This is a genomic window from Sphingobacterium corticibacterium (assembly GCF_004208525.1).
Classification (GTDB): domain Bacteria; phylum Bacteroidota; class Bacteroidia; order Sphingobacteriales; family Sphingobacteriaceae; genus Sphingobacterium; species Sphingobacterium corticibacterium.
In genome coordinates this window covers 130,393-154,944 of record NZ_SGIT01000007.1, presented here as the reverse complement: position 1 = coordinate 154,944, position 24,552 = coordinate 130,393, and the positions used below count along the sequence as shown (strand labels likewise).

The window sequence follows — 24,552 nt, the reverse complement described above, 5'->3', positions numbered from 1 at the left end:
GAACTTTGCCGTCGTACCAGTATTGATAAAAAACATAGTCTGGATTATTTGGTACGGAGGATGAAGTATTTCTTCCAACAACAGGCCTCACCACATCATCGCCAAAATCGTTATTCTGATTTCTATCAATTATATAATGCATTCCCAGACTATCCCTCCCTATCACAACATTAATCCCGCAAGCCAGAGGTTCTTCTGCGTAATTCACCGAGTCTTTTAAGTCGATGTCCTCCGTTTCAAGTAGTTTGGCTAGACTTGAGCTTATAGTATCCAATAGATGTGCTGATTGGTAGATTAACTGCTTTGGATTTAATTCATAATAATATTCTCGAACATCGTTCCAGTTTTCGGGAATATTTTTGACAGCGGGATATAAATCTCTTCGTTCACTATCCCGTTTTTCACTGATGCCGAATGAGGTAATTCCATGAGGACCATAACCGTCAATTTTTTGTAATTCGATAATAGTCTTCTCCTGAGAAAACAGCAATGTTAAGTTAAAAATGGTATAAATTAAAAGGACTATCTTCTTCATTCTCAAAAGTTCAAGTTGGTGTTAATAGCTTATAACGGTATAATATACAACAATAATAAGAATTATTTCCTTTACTCATTTATTATGAGGCATTTTTGGTTTCAAGCATATAATATTTGTTTCAGTGTATAATGGGTTATCTCGATCTTTTTTGGGAGTTAAGATATTGTAAAGTTTATTATATATTTCAAATGTTTGGTCAATAAAGTTAGCAAGTTGAATAAAGTCAGGGTTGATGGTTGCCCTGCCAAGCATTATCTGTTTGGTGACTTTATATTCTTTGTCGGATTTTAAAAATGAATTTGTAGGTGATTTTTTAATGCGAAAAATAATTTCATTTTTTAAGACGAGCTAGTAGTACCATGCTAAGAGGCAAGCTTTAACGCCAAACCATCTGCCCATCTCCTAGCTCAATCTTGTCTTTGCCTTTCCAGATTACCGGAATTACACCCGACGAATTCGGCTCAATGGGATCTACATTGTATTTCCCACCGTCGTTTGGAATAATTTTCAAATCCCAAACATAGCCAAAAGGGCCGGTTTGTCGATAATCGCTCCCAACCAATAAATATTTCCCGTCTGGAGAAAATATAGGAACGGATTCATTAAAATTGCTGGTCGTCACCTGTTTTAGGTTAGTTCCGTCGATATTCATTGTATGAACGTGCTTACCTATTCGTATAGCAAGCTGAGTACCTGCCTGATTGACGCCCAGATTGCCCCAGTCTTGGTAGTTCATTTCTTTGACCAGGCTTCCTGAAGTATAGGGAGGGGCGACACGGATGATATAATTTCCATGAGTCATGAGAACATGATTGTCTGGTAGCCATAACACACTCCCTTTAATGTCAATACGCTCCTCATTGATCTCCGCTATACGGGCAACAAATTCTCCGTTTCTTTTTAAAACTGTTATACCGTCATTCCAATCGTTAGAGGTGACCAAGATGAAATTGTTATCTGGTGATAGGTAGCCTTTGCAATAAACATTACCTTTCGGACTGTTATAGATAAACTCTTCGACGACACTGCCATTATTGATGTCGCTAATGGTAAAACGAACGTCATCATGGTAAATCCTGCTTGCGTTGACTACAGTCAATTTCCATTTGCCGTCCCGTGAAATGTCGAAATTATTGATCTTGTCGTCATCCTGTATAAAAGAACCTCCTGTCCCATCGGGCAAACTTATTTTCAGTATACCATCTCTAGCCCACTTGTAATAAATTGTACCTTTTAAGTCAGAAGGATATAAACCGTCCGGTCCACTGCCTTCGGCACCATCCTTGGAACATGCCACAAAAATGAATAACGCAAACAGACAAACAGCTGTATGTAACATAAACTTTTTCATACTCTAAAAAAATGTGCTTTTCAAAGTTATCCGATAATCGGAACAAGACCAATCCACGAAAACTAGGATTTTTTGAAACCGGAACTACATCTTATTTGATACACTCGTTTATTCCGCTAACATAACTATGTCTCTTACGAATTGTAAGCCAATACCCCTGAATATAAAACCAATCGTATAATATTCTGTTTTCTGCCCTATTTTAGCATTTGTATCATCAAATGAGGAATCATGAAAAGGTTCATCTATATCATTTCGATCGGTTTGTTTGTCCTTGCAAGCTGCACTTCCACACGTAGGATGTCGAGAAAATTTTCGGAGAAGCCCGAAGTCATCACTTCGCAGTTCAGTGGCGAGCGTTATGCCAATAAGCCGGCAGATTCGAGCAGGGATTATGCACGTATTCCATTGTGGAATCAATTGGCTATGTATCGCCCGGAAAAGGACTCGTTGCCTGAGATTCACCGAAATGCAGAAATCAGTTTGTCCTTGGAGAAAAATAATATGTTAAAAGTGATCGCTTATCAGGATCAAGAACAGCTTGACGGTTTTGAAATTCCGGTTCGCAAACGGGGAAAATACCTGATTCTGGAAAACAAAACCCGTGTTATTCCTATCCCGATTATATATTTCGAAGTCAAAGAAAGTAAAGAGATTCTGGCACCGCTGAAAAACAACCGCATCGGTATCCACGGATACAGCGATCACACACTATGGATTCTGTTTTTTGGGGCGAGTAGTCCCGGACGCAGCATCAATGAATATGAACGGATTGATGAAATGGAAAGGCGATGAAGAAGAAAATATTCATCGGAACGGCATTGTGCCTCACGGCTATCCTGATTTATTTCATGAGCCAAAAAGCCATTTATGTGGACAACTCTCCGGATCGGGAAAGAACACTGAAAATCTTTCCGTTTCGGGACAGCGTGGTCGTATACATTCCCTATCAAATCACGGCACACAACAATCGGCTAATGCCCCTCAGGTTAACCGGAATACGGGAGTATGCCCGAGTAGCTCCATGGGATCACCTTCTTTTCAATGCCCAGAACGTCGAAATCGATGAGCTATACGATCCTAAATATAACGACTTGTGGAATAACTATTTAAAGCAAAAATACCGACACACTATTTTCCCATTCATGAAACGTACATTCTACTATTTCCGACCTCACGTGTTGTCAGGTGCAGCATTGGGGGTAGACTCTTCTTCTTTTTCATGGGATCTGATCCGGGATCAATTGAAGGATTTGTCAAAAAATATGGATATCCATATCGACGATGCTATGCTCGATAGCTTGTATGATGCAGATGACGGTAAACTTTTTAGGCTGAGGTTCAGCAAACGTGGATATGAAAACAATTTCGAAATCGACCTCGTTGCAAAAATCAATCGTCCTGAACAGTGTCTGGTCAGCATCAGGGACAGTATAAGAGGTATGTCCGACGCAGAAGCGAAAGATTTTATGATCAATCATGTGAAGAAACCTGTCACGGAAGAATCAGACCAGTTTTGAAATAACAGCACAAAGGCAGAGAGAATATAGCCATCGTATGGATGACATTCGTGGGTTTGGGAATCTCTATAGGTATATATATCGATCGAGTGGATTTTCTGATCCGCTAGAGCGTAAATTAAAACAGGCGCTTCCTTTATCAGAAAGCGCCTGTGCTATATATTATTGTAAAATAGCTACTTTAATTTTTCGATTTCTTCGACCGACAACTTTGTAAACTTCGCAATCTGCTCAACCATCTTTTTTGGGAGTTAAGATATGGTAAAGTTTATTATATATTTCAAATGTTTGGTCAATAAAGTTAGCAAGTTGAATAAAGTCAGGGTTGATGGTTGCCCTACCAAACATTATCTGTTTGGTCACTTTATATTCTTTGTCGGATTTTAAAAAATTATCTGAGAGTGGCCCATGTACGTCTACAAACTACATTAGACACATTAGGATCGGTAATATAACTATTTGTTGGCGGATACAAAATTTAATATATTTGTTCAACGACTAACTGATTATGACTTATGATTAAAGCATACATTATCACAGCTCTACTTTTACTGTCGATTCAGACTACGTTTTGCCAAACGAAAGAAATAAAAGGTGATACAGCGTTTCTGTACAAAAAAAATATTGAGCTTCAGAAGGCTTTAGAACTAAAGGATTTTGAAAAGTCTACAGATGAATTTAATTTTAGATTTAGAGATCACGGACAAGTCATTGAAATTTCAAAAGACAGCACAAAATATAACGGGATTATAACAAATTACGTTTACCATACTAAAAAAGCAAACAGAAATAAATCAGAGATATTATCCAATAAAATAATCCTCTCACAAAAACAAGCTGAAGATATCTATAACGTCGTCCAAAGTTCGCGAATTTTAGACTTGCCATCAGATAACATTATAGCGAACTGGAAACGAGGGTTTGATGGAATAACTTACATCATTGAACATACAGACAGGAAGAATTATTGGTTCAAAAACTATTGGACCCCGGATGCTCAAGATTCCATTCCGGAAGCAATTGTAGTTTTAGAGTTGATAAAAAATCTAGCAGAAACATTAAATTTGCAAGAAATATACTCATCATTTCAAGACGATTTACCTAAACAAGGTTGTTATAATTCAGGAGGAATGGCAAATATATGTTATGTATCAAATTCTTTGGAACTCGGATATAGTGGTGCTACTAGATTACCACTAGGATTTTATTCGTCTTATTCCGCAGGATACATCGGCAAAACAAAAATAAACGGAAGTGCTGTCTTACAATATAACTTTAACAACGATGGATTCCATCATCTGAACTTCCAAATCAGTAAATGGAACATATTCTACCAAAACGCAAATCTTTCTGATTTTATGACTTACAACTATCAGAATAGGATATTCAATATTGATGATGTAAAAAGCGATTTCGTAAATCATCAAATTAAATACGGCTTAAATCTCAAAAAAAATATTGGGGTCGGCATAGCGCTAGATTATATTGCGCGAAATTATGATAAAATTGGAGGGCATCTATATGGCTACAAATGGTTTTCAAAACCTAATATAAGCACCTCATTGACAGCTTCACTATTTGATAACCAACTGAATTATAAGGGAGAACTATTCAAATCTTTTGATTTCGATTACAAATCCCAAATAAGTAGAATTTCCTTGGGAATAGCTTATGAAGATTTTATGAGCTACAAGGACTTGTACTTTAATGTTCGAGTATTATTATAAAAATGTTAGGCTTTTTTCAGCATTTTTATATATTATGTTAAAGTATCTAATAGCTTGTTTGATAACTTGCCAACAATCTTCAAATCAAGGTTTTCCGCATTTAAACAATTTGACTGGAATGGATATTTTAAGAACAACAGACTTGTCTTCCTAATTTCTACTCTTATTGGAGCAAGCTCCCATATTTTATAGGATAGTTTTACCCATGATAATGGATATTTCGTACAAACAATCCCGTCACTAACAAACAATGTTCATTTATTCGGGAAAGAAATCCCAATTCTAAAAATATTATAACACTCAGGTACAATAATTGGGGGAAGCTATAAGTTACAGTTTTAATAACTTGCGTCCGCAATTAAAATAACTCCATGAAAGAAACATTGAAAGCTTTTTACAGAATGGTCGAATATATGCTGAACGACCTGATAGATCGTCAAGTATCTTTTATATATACGACGCCTACAGAACGCTATTTAAATTTATTTAAGGAACGTTCGCAACTTATTGTTGAGATTCCATAACATTATTTAGCTAGTTATGTAGGTATTCAGCCTGAGACACTAAGGAGAATAAGGAAAAAAATCGCCTTGTAAAAGCAACAGTCCTATTCACTGTTATCGACTTTAATCATCTTGACACAGGAAAATTATATAAGACACAAGCTAACAATGACATACGTAGATAAAATATATGGAGAAGTTGAATTTTCAGGGATAATTGAAGAAATTATAAAGACCAATGTTTTTCGGCGGTTGAAGAAAATTCATCAAGGAGGTTCTATTTTTTTAGTTGACCCCAAAATAAATCATACAAGGTTTGAACATTCGATTGGCGTGATGCTCATCATAAAAAAAGTTGGTGGTAGTCTTGAAGAACAAATCGCTGGATTGATTCATGATATTTCTCATACGGCATTTTCCCATTTAATTGATTATATACTTGAAATCGAAGGTGAAGATTACCATGAACATAGATATGCTGAAGTTTTAAAAGATCGTGAATTGGCTGCTGTATTGAATAAATATCGAATTGATGATACCTTGTTGGCTGATTTGGATAAATTTAGACTATTAGAATATCCACTACCTTACTTGTCAGCGGATAGGATAGATTATACACTTAGGGACATGTTTCAAATTGGTAAAATTTCACTTGGAGAGATTTCTTGGTTTATAAATGGTCTAGTTGCTTTTGATAATAGAATTGTCTTGAAATCCAAAGAGTATGGAACATGGTTTCAGGAACAATACAGCTTCCTCACAGCTGAATATTTTGAAGACGTAAAAAATATAGAGATAAATATGATAATGAAGACGATCATTAAAGATTGTCTACAAAATGGAATTATTGAAGAAACGGACTTTTTCAAGGACGACTTTTATCTTATTGACAAAATAAATCAAAAATCAGATTTAAGGCAATGGATTAATCGGATTAGAGGTAATGGGTTAAAAAATAAAAAGCTAACAACTAAAAAAAGAATAGTAGACCCAGAAATTATTGTAAATAATAAAATTTTGAGATTATCAGAAGTGAATTTAAAATGATTCTGCAAATGCGCTCTTCCTGACAGCTAATAAGTCAAGACCTTCTTTTGCATCGATGATATTCGCAGCTGTCTATGCCACATTTTGGATTTCATGAATGAATTGTTGCATGTTCAATTAATTTATTTGGGTTTATGAAAAGCATCTATCGATCCTTGATAGACTGCCCCGTGATCACGGAACAAATATGCTGTATGTGGATGGATAATTCCCCAAAAAGCCGTGGACAGTAGTAAAACAGCGGTTTCGCCCCGGCGGAAAAAGCCGAACGGAAGAAAAGTGGGGGTTTCGGCGGAATAATGGAAGAAAAAATAGCACGAATATTTTTCGACATATCTTACCAGCGTCATCCGTATATGCAACACCAAATAGAAGCGATAAAATACTGGTTTTCCGTTATTGAATACTGAATACGATTACCCTAATTTTACAATTGTTTATAGGCTAGCGATATGGTTCATTAGCTTTTTTTACTGAAATTTTTATTAGTGCAGGATGAATATACAAAAACAGTACTTACATTATATTTTGTACATGCTCGTTACCTCGCTTAGCATCAGTAGCTGTTCAAAAAATGAAGACACTGATCCAAAGCCAGCCAAGTTTTTTTATTATCCTTTAAATGGGGGATCCGTTTATCCGGCGGCAGACCTCTCGCCAAATAAGCAAATGATCTGTATTTTCCCCTCTTTTGAAGAAGGTTTCGTGTTGCTAAACGCCAAAAACGGCGAACTCATTGGGCATATAGAAGAAATTAATGATGAAGCTGTGCCACGTTATCAAATATATTCAAAACTATGAAATATCTTTCATCCATATTCTTTGTTCTTTTTTGCACGACGGTCTTTATCCAAACTAAAGCGCAAGAAAAAAATGACATAAATGACCGTCCAGAAATCAGTGCCAGACCTCTGGGAGGATATAATGACTTTTTAGGAGCGATTGATCAAAATATTATATACTCTAAGGAGGCGCAGGCTTCTGGAACAAAGGGTGTACTTGGAGTTGAGTTTATAGTAGAAAAAGATGGGCAACTGAGTTCAATTCATATAGCAGACAGCATCGGCAGCGATATAGCAGATTCGCTAAAAAGCACCATTGCTCGTTTGCCTGCCTGGAAACCGGGGATGGTAAATGGTATTAGTGTACGAACTAAGCAGAAAATCCATGTACCGATCGATGTCAAGAAAACGGCGGAGAAAAGATGGATGGCTGGGCAACTTGGTCCTAGAGCCGTAGAGGCACAGCCTAACATACCGATCAATAATAACATTGTAGACACCTTCGATATTGAGCCAGAGCCTCCAGGGGGTATGGGCGCATTCAGAACTTGGATCGGACAGAATTATAATTACCCTCTGGAAGCAACTAGAAATAAGGTGAATGGTACAATCACTATTAGGTTTGTCGTGAATAAAGACGGCAGGCTTAGTGATTACGAGATCGTTAAGAACCTCGGATATGGAACTGCCGAAGAGGCCATAAGAGTAATAAAAAAATCTCGCCCTTGGAAACCTGCCATTGTTAAAGGTAAACCCGTCAGAGCCAAGTTCACCTTACCAATTATATTAAACACGCATTAAATGACAGAAATTTTTATCCCTATATGGCATGTAAATGTTTTTCCTGAGCTTTGCGTTCAGTTACTCTGTTATTTATAATTACAGTTTCCATTTTCCTCGATAGGGTCGACTTCTCATCATATTGGCGAATGGATCGTCAAACTCTTCCTTTAGAGGATCCCACCGTAATTCCCTTTGTAGCTCATAAGCAATATTAACCGCGTTACACACTGTCGATGTCCGCTGACCGATCTCCACGTCACAAATCGGTTTCGAACGGTTTTGAATAGCTTTCACCCAATCCTGATAATGATTATCGCTGTAATACAAACGTTTATCGTTAGCCATTAGGTGATGCCCCGCAAGTGGCGTCGGATTTGTTTTCAAAAACGATCGACTTACTTCTATATTGCCATCGGTTCCTACAAACTGAATGGCATTAGGTTCTCCCCAATCAACATGGTTGACACGTGTACCATTCTCGTAAACGTAAGTCAAACCTTTTTCTGCCTGTGGAGCTTCCGGAGGTATAAACTGAACTGGCCCACTATTGTCCATACCTAAAGCCCATTGAATAATATCAAACATATGTGCTCCCCAATCCGTAATATACCCTCCACCAAAATCCCGATATCCGCGCCACCACGCCCATTTATCGTCTTCTATGGGGGGTGATAAAATGGGGTTATAACCCCGGTATAAAGAGGGACCGATCCACATATCCCAATCTAAATAATCCGGTACAGGAAAGGAAGGTAGGTCACATTGTTTTACTGGCTCCCCTACCGACACATTGACTTCCGTCACATCTCCAATATAACCATTGTATACCAATTCCGCCGCGTGTCTAAAGTTAAATGAAGAACGTTGCATGCTCCCTGTTTGAAAGACCACTCCGTATTTCCTGGCCGCATTCACCATGGCTCTTCCTTCTGCTATAGTCAGGGCTAATGGTTTTTCGCAATAAATATCTTTCTTCGCTTTAGCTGCATCTACAGCGATTTGCGCATGCCAATGATCCGGCGTTGCGATGACGACAGCATCCACTGATGCCGACTCCAGGAGTTCTCGAAAATTTCCATATTTACCGATAGCGGGATTTGATTTACCCGTCATACTTTGAGCCGTTGCAGCCGCTTTGACGAAGTAATCTAATTTCTTACTATCCACGTCACAAGCCGCCTGAACGACCACCTCCGGGCAGCCGTTCAATCCGGACAATAAATTTAGACTCTGCTTTCCTACACCGATAAAGCCAACTTGAATTTTGTCACTTGGCGCAACAAATCCACTTCCGCCCAAGACACTGCGCGGAACAATTGTAAAAGCAACAGCAGACTTCCAGCTTCTATCTATAAAATCTCTTCTTTTCATTGTTTTCGTATTAAATCAATCTTGTTTAGGAACTAAGCTCACAGCGCTAATTTCCGGCAAAGCATTTCCTTCAATAGAGAGCGCTTCCAGTGCAAATGGAAGAAATGGCTCGCCGATGGCTTTTTGTGGTACCTCAATTGTCCCAATGCTTACTTCTTCAAACGATTTTCCTTCCTTGGCTTCAAAGTTATATGTCAACTTGCTGCCTGACGTATGGAACACCACAGATCCACCCGTTGTTGGTAATGGCAAGTATTGGATCAAAACATCGTATTGCCCCGGTCGTTGTATCTTTACTTTCCAAGATACTTTATCATCGGTATGGCTCCATCCCGCGAGGGCATTAGGACGTTTAAAATCATGGCTCGCACCAGTTATATTCATCCCATGTGCCGTATGGATATCGGCGTTATCAGCAGATAGGACAATCCTTCCGTCCGATAACGCCTGTGCCACACTCTCTTCTATTTCGAGTGCTCCCTCGACTTCCATTACCAGCACCTTGGGACCTTCCTCTAAAGAAAATGGGGATATCGTAATCCCTATACCTATTTCCTGCGGAACTGCCTCCATAGGAATATCTTCCAACCCCATCTCATAGAGACTTTTAACTGTATTTTTTAAAGGCACATTGATTACATTACCACTCGGTATATCAAATACATGTAAGTAAATCTTATTCCCTTTTATCGTACAATACCCCCAATCCAACTTCCTGAAAGGACTCGCCTGCGTCCCATAAATAGACTCACCGTTTACGGACATCCACTTTCCTACCTTCTCCAATATTTCTACCGCTTGGTCTGGAATCTTGCCGTTACCATCAGGCCCTACATTTAAAAGAAAATTCCCCCCTTTGCTGACGGTTTCTACCAACGGGCGCATAATCTGTGGGAAGCTTTTCCAGTTTTGGTCATGCACACTATAACCATAGCTTTCGTTCATGGTATAATTCACTTCCCAATTGGTTCCGTCTATACCTGTAGGGGGTACATATTTCTCCGGTGTTCCGATATCTCCATTTTTATTTTCCAACCCGTTCCAGAATCTATTATTGATCAATATATTAGGCTGCCATTTAATAAGGTCGGTCAATATCCTTTTCGTCCCCCAACTTTCGCCTTCGTAATCTTTATTACTAAAATCCGCCCATAATACATCCAGTGAGCCGTAATTGTTAGCCAGTTCCTTGACTTGCCCATACAGATAATCCTTGTATCGTTCATGATCAGGAACATGTCCGGTTGGGTTAGGGTTTAACTGAAAAGCTTCATACGAATCCGGATGCTGCCAATCTAGTAATGAGTAATACGCTCCTGTTTTTAGCCCTTCTTGCTGGAAAGCTTCCATAATCTCACGATAAAGATCCCGTCCGGCAGGCGAAAGATTTGCCGTCCCCGTTACATCATTATGTAAGGCAAAGGGTTGATGACTATTAAATAAACTAAAGCCTTCGTGATGTCGCGAGGTAAGAACCATATATTTCGCTCCAGATTTCTTAACCAGTTTTGCCCATTGCTTTGGATCAAAGTCCCGTAAAGTAAATTTAGGCTTTAAATGTTCTGTATATTGTTTACTTGGAATCTTACCCCAAGTCTGTATCCATTCCGCATAATGCTGCGGATACGTTTCGCCTTTAAAAACACCACCGGCAGCACTATATAGACCCCAATGGATAAAAACACCGAAGCGGGCATCTTGAAACCAAGCTAAGCGTTTTTCCTGTGTTTCTAACCATCCTGCAGCGCCTTCAAAAGGCTCGGATTTAGTTTGAGCAGTTAAGTCTTTAAGGTGTAGCAAGAGGAGTAGATAAATGATGATCTGATATTTCATAGTTATTGCATTTAAGTTACATTTTCTGTAATTGTTGTATTTTATTCTTGATGCGTAGGTTTTCTTTTTTAGCCTTATCAGGCGGAAGCCCAACAGGCAATCCCGGCCGGTTATGTCCGGTATATGTTAGCCACGCATTTTTTAATATTTCCTGTCGCTCTTCCAATAATTTATAAAGGGGATAATAGCTGGAAGCAGGATCAAGGCAACGGGATAAAAAATCCTTTGCGGGAAAAGTATCATCGACATAAGATATTAGTTTTTCTGCTATGAACTGATGTCCTTCCAATCCAGGATGTATACCATCTTCCGCTAATTTAAAATTAGGTTTAAGCGTTTTATTTGTCATCAGGTAGTCTTGCATAGGAAAATGTATATCTATTACTTCCCAGTTTCTTTCCCTTCGTTGATCAATTAGCCAGCGCGCATATTGATTAAGCACGAGGTTATAGCCTCTAAGTCCCAATATAGGATCTTCATGTACACTTGGTGTGATAAAGATAATCCGTTTAACCTGTGCCGCTTTAAGCTTTGTATATAAGGCGATCATGCCCTCTTTATAGCGCTGAAAATTCGACTCACTAAAAGGTTGATAGATTCCGTCATTCATACCATAGCACGCAAAGACAACGTCCGGTTTTATCCGTTCGATGACATTATCAAGCCTGCTAAACAGCCATGGACGAACAAATGCTCCATCAGCATGACCATCTTCACTAAGACCCGAGACAGTTTCGCTTGGCAATCCCAAATTGATGATTTCTATTTCAGAGGTTGGAAACTCCGTTATCAAAAAACTTTCAAAGAATGTCACATAGTGTCCCGCATACGTTATACTATTTCCTAAGAACAGTATTTTTTGAGCATCTTGTATAGGAAAAGGATTTTCTGAAGATCGTGTTTGACCACTTCCCTCAACACCAAAGCTTAAAAACAAAACAAAAACGATATAGATGCGGTTCATTACTATCTGGATTTAATTTCGTGTTATTTTTAAAGTATACCCTTTCGGCAATTTCTGAACTGATTTTGGGAGTTTTATTGTAAGTCCTTCTTCCGTTTGTCTAAAAGCAACTTTGCCTGCGCCTAGTATCTCCACTTGTTTAACATCAACTTCTCCCCTAGCTAAACTTTTCACGAGGGCTATCTGGCTCTCTGGCAATTCCAGTGATATAGCATACAGTTGATTCCCACGTTCGGTAAACCAAAAGTCTTCCGACGTGAATTGAACTTTAAAACCTTCTTTTTCGCGTTGTTCGGTATCTGTTATGCTAACAGTCGTCGGACCTTCGCGCTGCACTTTCCATGGTTTAGACCCGTATATTGCTTCATTGTTCACCGCCATCCAGCTACCAAGTTTTTGTAGGTTGTTCATGACTGTTGGCGCAACATTTCCTTTCGCATCTGGACCAATGTTCAGCATATAGTTTCCCCCCTTACTTACAATTTCGATAAGCCAGTAAAGAAGCTCATCGGCGCTTTTCCAATCATTATCATACGATTTGTAGCCCCATGAATGATTAAATGTTCCAATCGCTTCCCAAGGTTTATCAAATTGGTCGTCAGCCGTCGGGATACGGTTGTCTCCAGGAATCGCATAATCGCCCATATCATTACCGATACGTTCAGCAATAATGACATCTGGATTGATATCATATACCGTTTTATAAAATGTATAGCTCTGTTCCGGTGTCATCAGACCTGGCATATCAAACCAAATATACCGGATACCTGGAAACTGCTCCAGTAATTCTTTTACCTGCGGAATAGCCTTGTTTTTTAGATAAGTAGAAAAGCCATTGGGACTCGGATCCCATAGATTTGCACCAAAGCTATCCGTATCGTTATTCGTCAGATCGTTGGCAGCTTTTGTTGTCGCATATTGTGCGTCAGCCCCATCTGCCCAATCAATATTATGGGAGTAATACACCCCGAACTCTAACTGATGCCGTTTACAGGCTTCATATAATTCTCGTACAATATCCCGCTTAAACGGTGTTGCATCCATAATATCGAAATCGCTGACTTTCGACTCGAATAGTGCAAAACCGTCATGGTGTTTGCTCGTGATGACGATATATTTCATTCCGGCTTCTTTGGCCATGTTGACAATATGGTCCGCATCGAAATCGACAGGATTAAATAAAGCGGCTAAATCGGCATATTCTTTTCGGGGGATCTTCGCAACTAACTGGATCCATTCTGCTACATTCGGAATCCCCATTTCCTCCATTGTTTTTCCATTCCATATCCCACCGGGAATAGCATACAGCCCCCAATGGATGAACATACCGAATTTTTGCTGCTGGAAGTCCTGTAATGCACGCTCTTTTGATCGGTTCATCTTATGCCAATCGTTTTCCATCGATTGACATAATACTTTATCACTCCAGAGAGCGATTAATAATAACATTATAAAATATTTCATACACCTAATCCTCCTTTGAGATTTTTAACAACTGCTGCCTATGAATATCCGATTGGCGTACCGAAACATGTAATACACCCTTTTTCGTTTCCCAAGTTTCGAGTAACTGACCATTTAATTCGACGCGGGAAGGCGTACGGTGCTCATTAAACACGATCTCATAAGCTCGCTTTTCTAACATTCCATCATACGAACCTACTGCGGGAGAAATGATGAATTCGATTTCATCTTCTTTTTCTTTGCATTCGAAGTAAGTTTTGGAAATCTTTCCTTGTTCAAAATCGAACGACACACCATCGTCTTCCAATAAAGTGTATGCGCTGCTCCCTGCCGGATAAACCCTCAAGATTAGTGTGTCTAACGGGTTTTGGCCAACATATTGCATCGGCTTTTGGAATGGAATTATGGCACCAGCCTTCACAAAAAGCTGACCACCAGTATGTGCAGGCATGCTTGGCGAAATGGTCTGCCCACCCGTTATCTTTTCACCCGACCAGTAATTCACCCATTTACCTGCCGGCAAATAGATAGAATCTGTAAACGCACTAACCAACAGATGTTCTCCAAACATAAACTGCGTCGTCATATTTTCCACTTCTTTATCCTCTGGAAATACTAAGGGCATTGCCCGCAGGATGGGCATTCCAGTTTGGCTACCGTATATAGCGGTTGAGTAGATATATGGCAATAAGCTGTTACGCAATTGTGCATAGAAGCGGAACGTCTCCTTATATTCCGGAGAAAAGTACCAAGGATAATGCATACTTGCCCAACTATTGATTTGCACCCACGGGAGGAAAAAGCCAAAATGAAAACCTGCTTTCACATCTTCTACCGCATCCAATACATCCGCGGAAGTATTTAAGAATCCGCTCAAGCCGAGATTCAGTTGATCATAAAGTGCATCCCGACCACCACCATTATCACCCGCAGTGGAGGCGCCCCAATGTTGGCTTCCAGCATAACCACCGCAATAGTGGTGAAAAGACCGAACTCCCTTGTGTTCACGGAAAACACGATACATCTGTTTGGGCAGCAACACTTGATTTAAATTGTGCATCTCCCGATCCGTATATCCATTGTGATATACTCTATCGGGGTGTTCGTCCAGCGTACGTCCCGGATCGAGCTTGAACCCTTCAATTCCCTGATCAACAAATTTCATCAGATGGGGAAACCAATGTGCTTTACCCGATTGCTCACCACCGCTTTGAGCAGCTAAATGGTCTTCCTCCTCTATGCTCAGATCATGATCAATACACAACCATAACGCTACATGATAACCTAGTTGGCGTAATTTGGATAAGAATAGCTGCTTGTTCTCATAACGGTTACCTTCGCTTTTCTGCCAGAAAAAGTAAGCCGGAAATTTGGACAGATCCCAATCTTTCTCCGCAGAATAATCATAAAATTTAGCCATCCACTGCGGTTCAATCCAATATACATCAACCGGAATATTTTCCTTTCGGAACTGTACTGCGTTGTCCAACATCCGGAATTGATCTTCCATCATATTCCCTCCGAACGCTAAACCATAAGCCCATTTGGGTAACAGATATGGCTTACCCGTTATCGTGGTATACAGATCGATGGTGTTTTCCAAGGAATGCCCCGTCATCAAATAAAAGTCAACTGTTCCATCCGTATTGTACACGTAAAGTTGATCTTCTTTAAAATGTCCCACATCAAAATAGTTCAAAGCTGTGGTATTGTTGAAAATCCCCCAACCACCTGAGCTAACAAGAAATGGCGAAACCATATCCGACTGCTGATACGTCGCCCATATTCGCAGGAGTGATCCTCTGTGCTCAATAGCTTTACGACTGGCCGCACCACCACCATAGAAACGTTCCTCTGGTCTAATCGACAGACGCGCTATAGCAGGTTGTAAGTGGTTTTCTGCTTTTTTAACAACTTCCGAAATGCGATCTTCGCTTGTCGTATCTCCGATAATTTCCCTTTTGGTTAATGCTTGCTCATAATCCGTTACAGTTTCATGCAACCCTTTATAGGTTTTATCCTCCTTTTCCAATACCGACAAACGGGTGATGATTTCCCTTCCAGATTGCGACCTAAGGATAATCTCCCCATCTTTCCCATTAATTTCCAACAGATTTTGATCTGTTGTTATCCGGTAATCCGAACCATGCTTTGTTACTTTTGTTTTACCATCCCAATCTTTCTTTACAATTCCATAGCGTTCCATCAATGTTTCGGGAAAACTGTTCGAAGGTGAAACTCTTATTCTGAATGTTTGGTTATTACACGTTTGTATATTTAAAAAATTGCCATTTGAAAGTTCAATAGTATGTCCTTGCCCAAACGAACGTATCCCCAACGAACAACTTAACGCTATCATCACCAGCCAGCCCATACGGAGAGCTAACTTCCATTTTATATTCATCATATTTCTTAAATTAAAGCTGTGCGGCTATATATACCGCACAACCTATTAGAACAGGCTGATTGACCGATCAATAACCTGGATTTTGTATGAGTAAATCGTTTTTGAGTATTTCATCGCGCATAATGGGAAAGAAATACAATTTGTTTTCCCAAATTCTCAAATCACCAGGAATCTGAATACGATTATACACAGGAGTGCCCCATGTTGATCCATCAGGCTGCCTATAAGAAGCGACTTGTGTTCTATTCACCGTATAACGGATATCTACCCCGTGTGTTTGATGAGCAGCCTCGGGTCCGATAAGCCATCTTCTGACATCCCAAAAGCGATGATCCTCAAAAGCAAGTTCTATCCGACGCTCGTGTCTGATTGCCTTCCGTAAAGCATCTCCGCTAATCGCTTCGGATAAATTAGGTTGTCCTGCACGCTTACGCACCCTATTGACATAATCCCTTGCTTCCGCGTCTTCGCCCAGTTCATTACACGCCTCTGCATAAATCAACAATATTTCGGCATACCGCATGTATCGAAACGGTATATCTTGCTTTTTTCCATCCGTCGGTGAAATAGTGGGATCCACCGCTTTACGAAGATAATACCCCGAATAACTGCCGTTCCAATCCTCAATCGGACCCTTCCTGGTATCAAGGCCAGCCTTGATCAAGGTGCCGTTAGTGCCATAAACATATCCTGTCTGAATTTTGCTATACGGATCCATTACCAGCGCATCCGAAGGTCGAGTCGCCCATTGTACCCCTTCGTAAAGGACCGTAGCATAAAACCGCGCATCACGATCAACGTAAGGATTCGCTTTGTGCACTGGATTTTCCCAGTCGAATTTAGAACCGTCCTTCATTTCATAGTCATCCACCAAATCCCCGATAGGGTTCTGGTTGCCTGTTCCATGATATCCATTTGGATTGGACGCAATAACGGGATCTACCCAACCTCCGGTTGAGGTTTTGGGGGTATAGTGTATCGTTATCATATCCTCCGCCGTCAATTCTTTCATGAGGAAATAATCAGCAATAATTTGCGGAATGGAATCTCCTTCGGCAGGATCAGCAGCATATAAATTATACGTTTGCATATCGATAACCGCTTTCGCAGCATTCTTTGCCAGTCTCCAGCGATCAGTAGCAGAACCGTTAGTATAACCTAACAATTCGGGATTGGTGTAACCATGGAGTACAGCGCCATTTTTCTCGGGATTATGCAGATCGCTCGCAGCGTATACCAAAACTTTAGCCTTAAACCCTAGCGCCCCACCTTTCGTAATCCGCCCGGCTCTATCTGCTGAATAACTTTCCGGCAACAACGAAGCAGCACTATCAAGCTGCGAAACGATAAAATCTATACATTCCGCATAGTTATTCCGGGGAAGAAGAAAATCGTCATTTAATCCGTACACATCGGTAACGATCGGAACACCACCATAAAGCGTTGTCAAATAATGATAAGTGGCCGCACGCATGAAATAAACTTCCCCTTTCAGCCGATTGGAAAAATCTGGATCATCCGCAGCAATCTCCTCGATTTTCGAGAAAAATATATTGGTCTGCCTGATATTGGCATATAGCGAATTCCAATTTAAATGAGCTGTAGCGTATGTGGCAGGCCAAGTATACAAATTATCCGAAGTAATTAATCCTTTATTAAAATTGCCGGTACCCCAATCTGGCACGAAATGGGATTCATCGCTGTAATCCGAAAGACGCCAAGCGGCAAAAGGTGTTCCGAAGACGTTTATATACATTTTGTTTACAAATGTTTCCGCTAGGTTCAAATCTTTCCAGACGTTGGTCTCCGAATATTCACCTAGCGGTTCTAAGTCCAGAAAATCCTTATCACATGCCACGTGGATGCAAAGACAAAAAAATATGATCGTTTTAATAAGTAGCTTTTTCATTTCCATTCTCTTTTAAAAAGTTAAACCAATCCCCATATTAATGATTCGCTGCGCAGGATATGACCGACTGGTTTTAATCGCCTCCGGATCAAAATGTTTTAGTTTATCCACCGTAAATAAGTTAAATGCATTCGCATAAATACGCAGCCTTTCCACACCGATTCTTTCGGTCAAATTCTGCGAAAAACTATACCCCAATTCGATATTTTTCAGACGGATATAGTCGGTCGGTTTTAACCAAAATGTATTCGCAGAGTTAGTCCAATAAGGTTCTGATCGGTTGTACGCCCTGGGGTATGCAGCCCCAGTGTTGTCTGGTGTCCAATGGTTTTCCGCAAAAAACTGATAGTAGTTTCCCCAGTCGCCAGATTCCACCATGTCAATATACTGCACGGCACCGGTAGCTCCTTGGAAGAAAATACTCATATCAATTGCTTTTTTATAGCTAAAATTCAACGTCAACCCACCTAGCAACCTTGGCATACTTGACTTCGTATTCATCACCCTATCCAATCCGTTTATCTCTTGATCGCCGTTCACATCTTTAAATATGATATCACCAGGAGCAGCACCCGGGAGGTGAGGATACGCATCAATTTCCGCTTGGTCTTTGAATATCCCAATGGCTTCGTAATATAATGAGGAACCCATCGGGCGTCCAGTAGACTGCTGATAATCCGGTATACCAGGGGTTTCATCCCAAAACACAATTTTATTTTTCGAATAACTTGCGTTAAAAGCTATCGAATAATCGAAATCACTTTTACTGTCCTGATAGCCAATATGAAATTCGAATCCCTTGTTTCTTACTTTTCCGATGTTTTCCGGCGGCAGAACCAATCCTGTACTCCCCGGTACAGAAGCGTTACGCGTCACCAGTATCTGCGATCGCAGATTGTTGAAATAATCAAATTCCAAAAAGAATTTATTTCCAAACATATAAGTATCAAATCCAACATTAAATTGGTTTGCCACCTCCCAGGTTACATTCGGATTAGGAATTTTCATTTCTTCCAGCAGTTTGTTATCGATTGTCGGAACGCCGAACCCGTAATTTCGATCGGAGAATCCGTATGTAGCTAGGTACTGGTATTCGGCGATACGGTCGTTACCGGTTTGTCCCCAAGATGTCCTTAACTTTAGGTCGTTGATGAAGGACAAGTTGTCTCCCCAGAAATCTTCGTCGGAGATCCGCCAGCCCAAAGACACACCAGGAAAGAAACCAAACCGTCTATCTTTAGGAAACATATACGAACCATCATACCGCCATAAAAATTCGAGCAGATATTTATTTCTGAAGTCGTAATTTGCACGACCAAAATAACTCATGTATTTATTATGGGACGCCGATCCCCAATTAGACATAAATTGATCCTCTGCCCCCGCAAAGAGTTCCTCAATAGCATCCGAAATAAAGTTTCGTCTAAATGCGCCAAAGTTGTTTCCTCTTCCTCCACGAGTTTCCATCCCGGCCATCAATTTTATATGATGTTCCGTATCAAATGACTTCGTGTACGTAGCAAACGTATTCAACAAGTAATTATCTCCCCCCGAATAGTTTTCCGTCAATTGTGCAGAATCGAAGCCGCGTTTTCCTCTCGTCGTTACGTGATCCGGATTTCCATCCCATGTATATAAATACCAAGGTTTATTAAATACCTTTTGCAAACGAAAAGAACGGTCATAAGCGGCATTCCCCGTCAGTGTGAGTCCTTCTACCCAAGGTATACGGATATTAGCCCGAAAATTACCTTCGAAGACGTAGTTATCCACTCTGTCATAACCTGGCGCATCGGAAACAATTACAACTGGGTTATCGCCACGCTCGATGTCCGGCCCAGGATCCCCGTTCGGCCAGTATGCCGGCATGTTTGGCTTTCCCCGGGTAATCATCGACCAGATAATATCTTCGGTAGGTCGTGTCGGCAAATTGTAATCTTCTAAACGGCCAGCGACGTCAAATGCTACATCGATATACTTATTCACTTTGGCGTCAACATTTGATCTAAAATTATATTGGCGATAATCTGATGAGCTTTTTCTATAATAGGCATCTTGGTACTTTTCGCCTGCCGAAATAAAATATTGCACATTGTCTGATCCACCGGATAATGTGATACTTGTTTGATGCTGTGCCGACCAAGGTTTAAGCGTTTCCGAAAACCAATCGGTGTCGGGATGTCCCCAGAGGTCAGATCCATCACCGAATAGTTTGATATCTTCTTCCGTAAATCGTTGATACCATCCTCCATCGGGGTTTTTATAATATTCCAGTTCATTCAACAAAGTGGTGTATTGTACGGCATCTGCCATTTTCGGTATACGTGTGGGTTGATTCATTCCCATTCCGAGATCAAGATTTATCCTAGGTTTACCCGAATTCCCTCTTTTCGTCGTGACGATGATAGCACCGTTGGCAGCCTGTGCACCATAAATGGCGGCCGCAGCATCCTTTAACACGGTAATACTCTCTATATCATTTGGGTTTATGCGTTCGAAGCTACGGTTAGGAACACCATTTACGACAATTAGGGGACTGTTATTACCGAGTGTATTTAACCCCCGGATCAGCAAATTTGCTCCATCCCGACCAGGTTCACCACTCGGTGAAATTGCGCTCAAACCCGGTACCCTGCCTAGTAAGTTGTTGGTCACATTAGTTGCCGGTGAGGAAGCAATTGTCGATCCTTTAATAGAAGCGATCGCACCCGTAGCCGTTTCTTTTTTCTGCACACCATAACCAACCACCATCACCTCCTCCAGATCACTCACGGCTTCCTTTAAAACTATATGGATAATAGATTCGTCGCCGACTAACTTTTCCGAAGACGTAAATCCGACGTTGGAGAAGACTAGAACGGACTTGGTATGGGGTACTTCTATCTGATAAGCTCCTTCTCTATCCGAGTTCGTGGTAATTGCTTCGCCTTTAACAGCGATTGTTGCCCCGATAAGCGGCGTCCCCTGTCCGTCCGTTATCCGGCCTGTTACACGCCGTTGCAAAGCAACAGATGTGGATCGTTCGTTGTTCGTTTTTGAATAACGACGTTTGACTACTATTGTTTCATCTTTAATGACCCATTCGAGGTTTAAAGGCACCAGTAGTTTGCTCATGGCTACATCGAGCGTTTCATTTTTAATTTCGGCACTCACGCGTGTACTCGCTATCGCCTTTCCATTCAGGAAAAAAGCATATCCGCTTTGTTTCTGAATACTTCGCATGGCGTCGGTGAGTGTTAAATTATTTACTTTTAAGTTTATCGTCTGCGCAGTTCCCTCGGCATGAACCTGCAACATGGTAATGAATAGAAATACGATCACCAGCTTCATAATAACGAATATTCGGTGAGTTAAAGTCCAATAATAGACTTTAACACATGGACAAAAAATCATATGTTTGTAATGTTTTGTATTGTTTTTATAATGGTTAACTACAAGCCGTCATTTTGGCGGCGTATAAAAGCATTCAAAATTTTAGGTAGTGCCCCCCAGCACTGCCTTTTTTGCTTTTTTCGATCTTACTATATTAAGTTGGTTTTCTTTTCATTCCAGTCATTTATTAAGTTTACAATCAACAATTAACGCATCTACATTTACTGTTCGGATAGTACCGTCAATACATTTTTCGTTTTCTCTTTTGTTAACCGGAAGCGTACGTTACCCTCTTCCAGTATATTCAATACATTTTTAAGTGACTTACTTCTCGGTATCTCTCCATAAAAATAGGTTTGGGAAACATCCCCATCGTACCTAATTTCTATATCATACCAACGACTAATCTGGAGCATCGCATCCTTCAACGCCGTCTCATCAAAGTAAAACAGACCTTCCTTCCATCCAACTTGTTCCATCAGATTGACCTGTTTCACCTTTATTTCGCTGCCCTTTTTAAGAATGGACTGTTGTCCCGGATATAAGTATACCGAAGATGAGGAAGCGCCGGTCTGCCCGACCTTTACCTTTCCTTCCACCAAAGTTGTACGCACGGCACGCTCGCCGGGGTAAGCACTAATATTGAACGTTGTACCGAGTACTTCCACCGTTTGATTCCCACTGGTAACCTTGAATGGTCGCGTAGGATCTTTTTGAATTTCAAAATATGCCTCTCCCTCAATTACCACTTTCCGTTCATGGCGACTAAACTTAGATGGATAGATTAATTTAGAGGCGGCATTCAGCCAAACGGTACTTCCGTCATCCAAGGTAACCCGATAAGTACCACTATTCGGGGTAGAAAGCTCATAGAGGACTTCCAAAGCATGGCTACCTTCGGTTACTTGCACCACCTCCGATCCGTTCGTGTAGATAATTTCATCCCCCATAATAATACCATCCTGCGCCTCGTTCAGAACGATGACACTTCCATCGGCGGTTTTAAGCACGGCCTTATTGGAGCCAGGCGCTACATCAACAAGTTTTGTATATTGCGGGGTTTCGCGGGTGGTTTTCTGAAAGGTATCGTTATATAGATAAAGTCCGCCTAGGCAAATGATAAGAACCGCAGCAGCAGCCCAAAATGGGATCAAGCGCCTTATTGTCCGCTTCTCAGACGTTGCTATCGTTTTGGAAGATATTTTTTGATAAAGATTTTCGAATTTTTGATCACTCAGCTTAGCTGTATCAACTTCCTGCAGAAGACTTTCCCATAATGCCTTATCGACATCGTCGTTATTACTGGACAATTCGTGGTAAAGGTTTTCGAGTTCTTCTCGCGAACATTTACCGTCCTTATATCGCTGTAACAGCGTTAGTATGTTAGATTTATAGTGATCCACTTTCGGTCTATTTTTAGTAAATACACCTACAAGTGAAAAAAGGTCTGCTCTATCTATTATTTTTTTAAGAAATACCCAGATAGAAGAAAATAAGCAATAAGGAAGAAAGGCTTCCTTCGTACATTAATACATCTTTAATGAATTTGTTAGCCTTTACGATATGGTCACGTACGGTAGAAACTGAAATCTGAAGTTCTTCAGCTACCTCCTGATAACTTTTTCCATCTAATTTACACATCCTAAAAATTCTTTGTCTTTGCAGTGGAAGTTGACTGATTACATTTTCTATCAGGTTCTGTACCTCTTTTTTATGGAGTATACTATCTACGGACTCTACAAATCCAGTGCTGTCATAGGCTAAATGTATGGCAGATTCGATCTCTAATTTCAATCTTCTTTTGAAATTGAAGACCGTGTTTCTTGAACAGGTAAATAAATAAGCGGAAAATGACAGATTAGGATCGATTGAGGCACGATGTTCCCATATCTTTACGAAGACATCCTGCAACAAATCGTCCGCAACAGATTCGTCGCCGATGAACCGCATGATGTTGCCATATATAAGTCGACTATAACGTTCGTAGAGTACACGAAAAGCATCTTGATCTCCTGACTGCAGCCGAAGAAGAATATCATGTTCGGATATGTTTTGATCGTTTATCATTGCCGATTAGCTTAGGCGGGTGAATTTTATCACCAAAAGGCCAAAGACCAAATATAGCATATAATTTTGCTATTTTTCTCCTCGTCCAAATTTTCTTTCCAAATAAAATCACGATCGTTTTAAATTTATCCTACGATATCTTATTTATAATAATTAACAATTTTCATATACGAAACACAGTTACGCAGAAATTTATTCAAAAATAAACATTGATATTCATGTTAAAATTATTTATCCTCAATACAGAAGTATAACTATCTAACGTTCCACTTTTTTATATTTCTTCCAACATCTCCTTCACATTAGCATAAGGAACATTATCGGCATCAATTACCGATAACGTGATCGGAAGGTCAAATCTGCTTCTCACCGGCTTACCTTCAGCTATCCCCGGTTTCCATCTACGCGATTTTTTCAAGACCCTTACAGCTTCAGCACCAGTGCCGTAGCCAAGATCTCTCAAAACAGTAATGTTGCTTATGCTGCCATCAACCTCTACAATAAAGCGGATAAGCAACGTGCCACTCACTCCTACGTCAACAGCTTTTTGTGGATAGTTGTAATTTTCTCCAATCCATCGCATAAAGGCCTGTATACCTCCTGGAGGCTCAGCAACTAGCGTCACTTGATTCACAACAGTAGTGTCTTGGACAAAAGGTGGAGACATGTCGACCCTAGCAACAGAAGACGGATCTTCCCCTTGATTCCTATAACTCTCACTTTCTGAAACTTGCGCAAAAAGATCACTTGTATTTGTAAAGAAAAAAAAGAGAAAAGCAAGGCTACTAACAAATTTATTCATCTGATGCAAAGTTTTTCCAAAGATAACATACCATATAGTCAACATCAATGGCTATTTTCCGGTATTTAGCCCGTTATCCATATCTTGAGAAGGCGGGAAAAAGCTCGGCATC

The 24,552-nt window shown here is 40.3% G+C and carries 21 protein-coding genes; 8 read left to right on the top strand and 13 right to left on the bottom strand.

Annotation, left to right across the window (positions count from 1 at the left end):
- On the bottom strand, positions 1–535 hold a 535-nt coding region (locus EWE74_RS20990; protein ID WP_130143619.1), incomplete at its 3' end, for a hypothetical protein.
- A 379-nt stretch (positions 536–914) separates the two neighbouring features.
- Entirely contained in the window at positions 915–1,889 is a 975-nt protein-coding gene (locus EWE74_RS20985) for a TolB family protein (protein WP_130143618.1), read from the bottom strand.
- 231 nt (positions 1,890–2,120) lie between these two features.
- On the opposite strand from EWE74_RS20985, the gene EWE74_RS20980 reads away from it, so the two are divergent.
- The 6 genes from EWE74_RS20980 (at position 2,121) to EWE74_RS20960 (ending at position 6,686) form a co-directional block, all read left to right on the top strand.
- Positions 2,121–2,684 (top strand): hypothetical protein, encoded by a 564-nt coding sequence (locus EWE74_RS20980; protein ID WP_130143617.1) that lies wholly within the window; start codon positions 2,121–2,123, stop codon positions 2,682–2,684.
- Positions 2,681–3,409, top strand: coding sequence for a hypothetical protein (locus EWE74_RS20975; protein WP_130143616.1), 729 nt, complete (start codon positions 2,681–2,683; stop codon positions 3,407–3,409). The genes EWE74_RS20980 and EWE74_RS20975 overlap by 4 nt, the downstream gene beginning before the upstream one ends.
- A 515-nt stretch (positions 3,410–3,924) precedes the next feature.
- Positions 3,925–5,136 carry a hypothetical protein gene (locus EWE74_RS20970; RefSeq protein ID WP_130143615.1) on the top strand — a complete coding sequence of 404 codons (1,212 nt, stop codon included), beginning with the start codon at positions 3,925–3,927 and terminating at the stop codon, positions 5,134–5,136.
- 21 nt (positions 5,137–5,157) lie between these two features.
- Positions 5,158–5,328 carry a DUF4184 family protein gene (locus tag EWE74_RS21570; protein WP_394343235.1) on the top strand — a complete coding sequence of 57 codons (171 nt, stop codon included), beginning with the start codon at positions 5,158–5,160 and terminating at the stop codon, positions 5,326–5,328.
- 179 nt (positions 5,329–5,507) lie between these two features.
- Positions 5,508–5,660, top strand: coding sequence for a hypothetical protein (locus tag EWE74_RS21165; RefSeq protein WP_165384789.1), 153 nt, complete (start codon positions 5,508–5,510; stop codon positions 5,658–5,660).
- Between the two features lie 147 nt (positions 5,661–5,807).
- A complete protein-coding gene (locus tag EWE74_RS20960) occupies positions 5,808–6,686 on the top strand; it encodes an HD domain-containing protein (RefSeq protein WP_130143614.1) in 879 nt (292 codons plus the stop codon).
- Positions 6,687–6,808: 122 nt separating this feature from the next.
- Here EWE74_RS20960 and EWE74_RS20955 read toward each other — a convergent pair whose 3' ends face one another.
- Positions 6,809–7,036 carry a hypothetical protein gene (locus EWE74_RS20955; protein WP_130143613.1) on the bottom strand — a complete coding sequence of 76 codons (228 nt, stop codon included), beginning with the start codon at positions 7,034–7,036 and terminating at the stop codon, positions 6,809–6,811.
- Between the two features lie 145 nt (positions 7,037–7,181).
- Here EWE74_RS20955 and EWE74_RS20950 point away from each other — a divergent pair, with 145 nt between their 5' ends.
- Together EWE74_RS20950 and EWE74_RS20945 are read left to right on the top strand one after the other, a co-directional pair.
- A complete protein-coding gene (locus tag EWE74_RS20950) occupies positions 7,182–7,487 on the top strand; it encodes a hypothetical protein (RefSeq protein WP_130143612.1) in 306 nt (101 codons plus the stop codon).
- On the top strand, positions 7,484–8,269 hold the full coding sequence (locus EWE74_RS20945) for an energy transducer TonB (protein ID WP_130143611.1): 786 nt from the start codon (positions 7,484–7,486) through the stop codon (positions 8,267–8,269). Before EWE74_RS20950 ends, EWE74_RS20945 begins: the two co-directional genes overlap by 4 nt.
- 78 nt (positions 8,270–8,347) lie before the next feature.
- On the opposite strand, the gene EWE74_RS20940 is transcribed toward EWE74_RS20945, so the two are convergent.
- From EWE74_RS20940 to EWE74_RS20895, 10 genes are all read right to left on the bottom strand, one after another.
- Positions 8,348–9,622, bottom strand: a complete 1,275-nt coding sequence (locus EWE74_RS20940; protein ID WP_130143610.1) for a Gfo/Idh/MocA family protein — start codon at positions 9,620–9,622, stop codon at positions 8,348–8,350.
- A 15-nt stretch (positions 9,623–9,637) separates the two neighbouring features.
- Positions 9,638–11,455, bottom strand: a complete 1,818-nt coding sequence (locus EWE74_RS20935; RefSeq protein WP_130143609.1) for an alpha-L-fucosidase — start codon at positions 11,453–11,455, stop codon at positions 9,638–9,640.
- A gap of 16 nt (positions 11,456–11,471) precedes the next feature.
- Positions 11,472–12,419 (bottom strand): SGNH/GDSL hydrolase family protein, encoded by a 948-nt coding sequence (locus EWE74_RS20930; protein WP_130143608.1) that lies wholly within the window; start codon positions 12,417–12,419, stop codon positions 11,472–11,474.
- A gap of 12 nt (positions 12,420–12,431) precedes the next feature.
- Positions 12,432–13,868: an alpha-L-fucosidase gene (locus EWE74_RS20925; protein ID WP_165384788.1), complete on the bottom strand. Its 1,437-nt coding sequence runs from the start codon at positions 13,866–13,868 to the stop codon at positions 12,432–12,434.
- A 19-nt stretch (positions 13,869–13,887) separates the two neighbouring features.
- Positions 13,888–16,290: a glycoside hydrolase family 31 protein gene (locus tag EWE74_RS20920; protein ID WP_130143606.1), complete on the bottom strand. Its 2,403-nt coding sequence runs from the start codon at positions 16,288–16,290 to the stop codon at positions 13,888–13,890.
- Positions 16,291–16,357: 67 nt separating this feature from the next.
- Positions 16,358–18,199 (bottom strand): RagB/SusD family nutrient uptake outer membrane protein, encoded by a 1,842-nt coding sequence (locus EWE74_RS20915; RefSeq protein WP_130143605.1) that lies wholly within the window; start codon positions 18,197–18,199, stop codon positions 16,358–16,360.
- A gap of 12 nt (positions 18,200–18,211) precedes the next feature.
- Positions 18,212–21,529, bottom strand: coding sequence for a SusC/RagA family TonB-linked outer membrane protein (locus EWE74_RS20910; protein ID WP_206365324.1), 3,318 nt, complete (start codon positions 21,527–21,529; stop codon positions 18,212–18,214).
- Between the two features lie 263 nt (positions 21,530–21,792).
- A complete protein-coding gene (locus EWE74_RS20905) occupies positions 21,793–22,974 on the bottom strand; it encodes a FecR family protein (RefSeq protein ID WP_130143604.1) in 1,182 nt (393 codons plus the stop codon).
- Between the two features lie 64 nt (positions 22,975–23,038).
- Positions 23,039–23,638, bottom strand: coding sequence for an RNA polymerase sigma factor (locus tag EWE74_RS20900; RefSeq protein ID WP_130143603.1), 600 nt, complete (start codon positions 23,636–23,638; stop codon positions 23,039–23,041).
- A gap of 274 nt (positions 23,639–23,912) precedes the next feature.
- Positions 23,913–24,440, bottom strand: coding sequence for an energy transducer TonB (locus tag EWE74_RS20895; RefSeq protein WP_165384787.1), 528 nt, complete (start codon positions 24,438–24,440; stop codon positions 23,913–23,915).
- Between the last annotated feature and the right edge of the window lie 112 nt (positions 24,441–24,552).